The following is a 3,671-nucleotide window of genomic DNA, read 5'->3' as shown; positions in this document are numbered from 1 at the left end:
CGACGCGGCACCGCGCGCCGTCGGGATCGCCATCACGGGCCCAATCGACGTGCGCACCCGACTCGTGCACAATCCGTACACGCTGCCCGACTGGTCGGGATCCGACTGGGCCGACGAGCTCGAGTCGAAGATGGGGATCCCGGTCGTCGTGGACAACGACGCGATGGGCGCCGCGTTCGGAGAATTCGCCCTCGGCGCCGGACGGTCGGCGGAGGTGATGTGCCTGGTCATGCTCGGGACCGGCATCGGCGTGGCCGTCGTGTCCCGGCGCTTCGGGGCGCTGCGCGGCGCGGGTGCCTTCCATCCCGAGGCGGGGCATGTGCTGGTGTCCACCGAGGGGGAGCGGTGCTACTGCGGCCAGGTCGGCTGCTGGGAGGAACTGTGCAGCGGCGAAAGTATCCCGCGGTACTGGACGACGGACGACGGCATCGACTGGGACGCGTACGCCCGCATGCTCGCGCGCGGGATCTGCAACCTGAGCCGCTCCTACGCGCCCAACATCATCGTGTTCGGCGGCGGGGTGAGCGACAACTTCGACGACTTCGCCCCGTGGCTGCGGGCGAGCTTCGCGGAGCCGGATCCGATGGGCCGCCCCGAGCCGCCGCTCTTCGTCCGCGCCGAGCTGGATCAGCCGGGCACGACGGGTGCCGCGTATCTCGCCGACCGGGCAATCCGCGGAGACACCCGATGACAACGGCGTGATCCACGGACACGCGACGAGACAGATTCCGCCGATGGGAGTGCGCTACGGGCCAAGTGATCGAACGGATCACCGGAGAGCGGCTGAGCGGTTGGCTCAATGAGGTGCCGACTCCCAGCGCCATCGTATGGCTGTCGAATACACCATCCGGCGACGGGCCCGCGCATGTCAAGAGACATTGGAATCTGCACGGTGGCGGTCGTGAGAGGTGGTCGATCACGGCGGTTACCGTTGTGTGCGGCGTCAGGGTGCCACAAGATGGGTGGTAGACGAAGCGTGGCTGGACTCCGGCGCCCGCGGGTTGTCGCTGGTCGTCTACGAGTAGTTGTGCCGAATACGCGCCCAAATTGCCGTAGGAGCCGAGCGTGTCGAAACATTAGTGCAGGTCATTGATTATTTCACGCTGGCAGTAACGCCGCTCTCTCAAGGCGGCTTGGTGTTGGCCGTACCTGGATATTCACTCTCGTGTCGTTGACACGGCGGGCTTCTCGCCGCAGGGATATTGCTTGACGGCGCCGGCTGGTCAAGGTGCCCATAAGGCCAACAGGATCTCCGCAAGGAGCGGATGACGGGTGGCAGCTGGTGTCGTGCGCTGGGCCGTTGGTGTCATTGCTCTTCTAGCCGCGTTGCTACGGGCGGCGGACGTCGATGGCGTACCAAGGCATGCGACGTGACGGCGAACCGGTTTCCACGCTGATGGCCATCCGCGGGCAAATCATGGTGGGCCATGACCGGGTGGTCCTCATCGCCCAACGCCAGAGCACGGTCCGGCCACGGCTGGTCTATCTGCTCAGCGGCGTCGCGCCCGAGACCGCCGACCGGCTCCAGCCCAACCGGCCGCCCACCGTCACGTGGGTCGGCGCTTCGCGCACCGCCCGCCCAACGATGACTGGCCACGAGACTCTGGCCAGCCATTTTCCGATTTGCGCCCTCGGCAGGGCACCCAAAACAAGGGCAACGGAGGCGCCGGTTGGTGCGGCTGTGACAGATGCCGCCTTTACTGGCTTGCTCTGGGAGCCATTGGGACGGGTTTCGAGCTGGACCGCGGCTGCGGCAGCTTCAGGGACGGTCTCCGCGCGAATGGTGGCGTGGATCGTGACGTGTTTCCGCGTGTGATCATAATGAATCTTTAGGGCGAAGGCGTCGTACAGATCGCGTTGCAGTGGCTCGGGCGCTTCGGTCAGATTTAGCGCGATGCTTGGTAGCGCTTCGAGCAATGAGGTGTCTTGGGGTCGGTCTCGTTCGGCGTCGCGTTGTAACTGCTCGAGTTCGGCTTGCTTCGCCCGCACGTTGAGCTTCTAGGTCAGCCTATGGCGTGGTCTGTTGGGTGTCGAGAAGACGGTGATCGAGCGGGTCGTGTTCGATGAGGACGCGGAGGTGTTGGTCGCTCATGTACGGCCGACGAGCCGGGCACGCGGCCGGTGCGGTGTCTGTGCTCGTCGTAGTCCGGGTTACGACACGGGCGAGGGCCGGCGTCGGTGGCGGGCGCTGGACCTGGGCATGGTGCGTGCGGTGCTGGAGGCCGACGCGCCACGGGTGGCCTGCCGCGAGCATGGGGTGGTCGTCGCGGCGGTGCCGTGGCCGCGTCACGACGCCGGACACACCTACACCTTCGATGAGACCGTCGCGTGGTTGGCGACCCAGTCCTCGAAGTCCACGGTCACCGAGCTGATGCGGATCGCATGGCGCACGGTCGGGGTCGATCATCACCCGGGTCTGGGCCGATGTCGACGCGAGCTGTGACCGCCTGGCCGGGCTACGCAGGATCGGCATCGACGAGATCAGCTACAAGAAAGGCCACAAGTACTTGATTGTCGTCGTGGACCACGACACCCGCCGGCTGGTGTGGACATGAGTCAACGGGAATCGCCCGCCCGTGCAGCATGAGAGCGGCCGGGGAGTCGCCTTGGCTTTGGCGATCTCCCCGGCCCTTGATCACGTCACGAGTATGTACCCGCTGCTATTCGTCCTGCGACAGCTGTTCAGCACGGCTCAGCGCTTCCTCGAGCCGGTCGAGCGCGTCGCCGCCGGGATGGACTTCCGTGGCGATCATGGGTGCAGCCATGCTGAGGCCGCGCCGGGCAGCTGGCCGTTGTTGAGCGGTGTGCTGGTGAGGAGTATTTCGCCATCGGGCAGGGAGACGGGGCTGTCGCCGAAGTTTGTGACGCAGACCCAGCCGCCAGGTCGGCGGAAGGCGAGGACGTCCTCACTGTCTGTCTCGATCCAGGTCATGGTTTCCTCGGTCTGCAGTTCGCGGCGCAGTGCGAGGGCGGTGCGATACAGCGTGAGAGTGGAGTCCGGGTCGCCGTCCTGGACTTCGACGGCGTGGTCGGCGAACCAGCATGGTTGCGGCAGATGTGCGTCGCCGTCGCCGAAGCCGAACGATGCCCCCTGCCGTGTCCAAGGCAGCGGCACCCGGCACCCGTCGCGGCCGACGTCGGCGCCGTCGCTGCGGAAGAACGTGGGGTCCTGGCGTGTGTCGTCGGGGATGTCGGCTACTTCATGCAGTCCGAGTTCCTCCCCCTGGTACAGGTAGGTGGATCCGGGGAGGGCGAGCACGAGCATTGTCGCGGCGCGCGCCCGGCGCAGCCCGAGCCCGCGATCGAGCTTTGGCTCGGCACCGTAGGTCAGCAACCATTCGCGGCCCTGCTTCGTGGGGTTGTCGCCACGAGGCGGCAGGCCGTAGCGGGTGGCATGCCGGACGACGTCGTGGTTGGAGAACACCCATGTGGTGGACGAGCCTGAGTCGGCAGCGAGCTCGAGGTTGAGCGTGATGATCTCGCGGAACCGGAGGGCGTCGAAGTCGGCCTCGAGGAGATCGAAGTTGAACGCCTGCCCCAGGCCGTGAGCGCTTGCGTAGCGGGCCCGGCGATGCGCGGGGACCCATGCCTCGGCGACCGCGATACGGGGCGGGTCGTATGCGTTGAACACCGTCCGCCACTCGGCGTAGATCTCGTGGACCTCGTCGCGG

The 3,671-nt window shown here is 66.6% G+C and carries 3 protein-coding genes and 1 pseudogene; 2 read left to right on the top strand and 2 right to left on the bottom strand.

The genetic code is table 11. The annotated features are described in order from the left end of the window. Nucleotides 1–691: ROK family protein (locus ELR45_RS17015; RefSeq protein WP_165367855.1), on the top strand; the 691-nt coding region annotated here is incomplete at its 5' end. A gap of 791 nt (nt 692–1,482) precedes the next feature. Here ELR45_RS17015 and ELR45_RS17010 read toward each other — a convergent pair. Beyond that, a complete protein-coding gene (locus ELR45_RS17010) occupies nt 1,483–1,989 on the bottom strand; it encodes a hypothetical protein (protein WP_129667462.1) in 507 nt (168 codons plus the stop codon). 31 nt (nt 1,990–2,020) lie between these two features. On the opposite strand from ELR45_RS17010, the pseudogene ELR45_RS17005 reads away from it, so the two are divergent. Then, nucleotides 2,021–2,549, top strand: a pseudogene (locus tag ELR45_RS17005) (helix-turn-helix domain-containing protein); the annotation flags it as partial. 200 nt (nt 2,550–2,749) lie between these two features. Here ELR45_RS17005 and ELR45_RS38130 read toward each other — a convergent pair. After that, nucleotides 2,750–3,671, bottom strand: a 922-nt coding sequence (locus ELR45_RS38130; protein WP_205856741.1) for an alpha-amylase family glycosyl hydrolase, incomplete at its 5' end; no start/stop codon positions are given.

This window comes from Phytoactinopolyspora endophytica, assembly GCF_004138495.1.
GTDB classification, from domain to species: domain Bacteria; phylum Actinomycetota; class Actinomycetes; order Jiangellales; family Jiangellaceae; genus Phytoactinopolyspora; species Phytoactinopolyspora endophytica.
The sequence above is the reverse complement of the archived record's forward strand: the minus strand, read 5'-3'. Positions and strand labels throughout refer to the sequence as shown.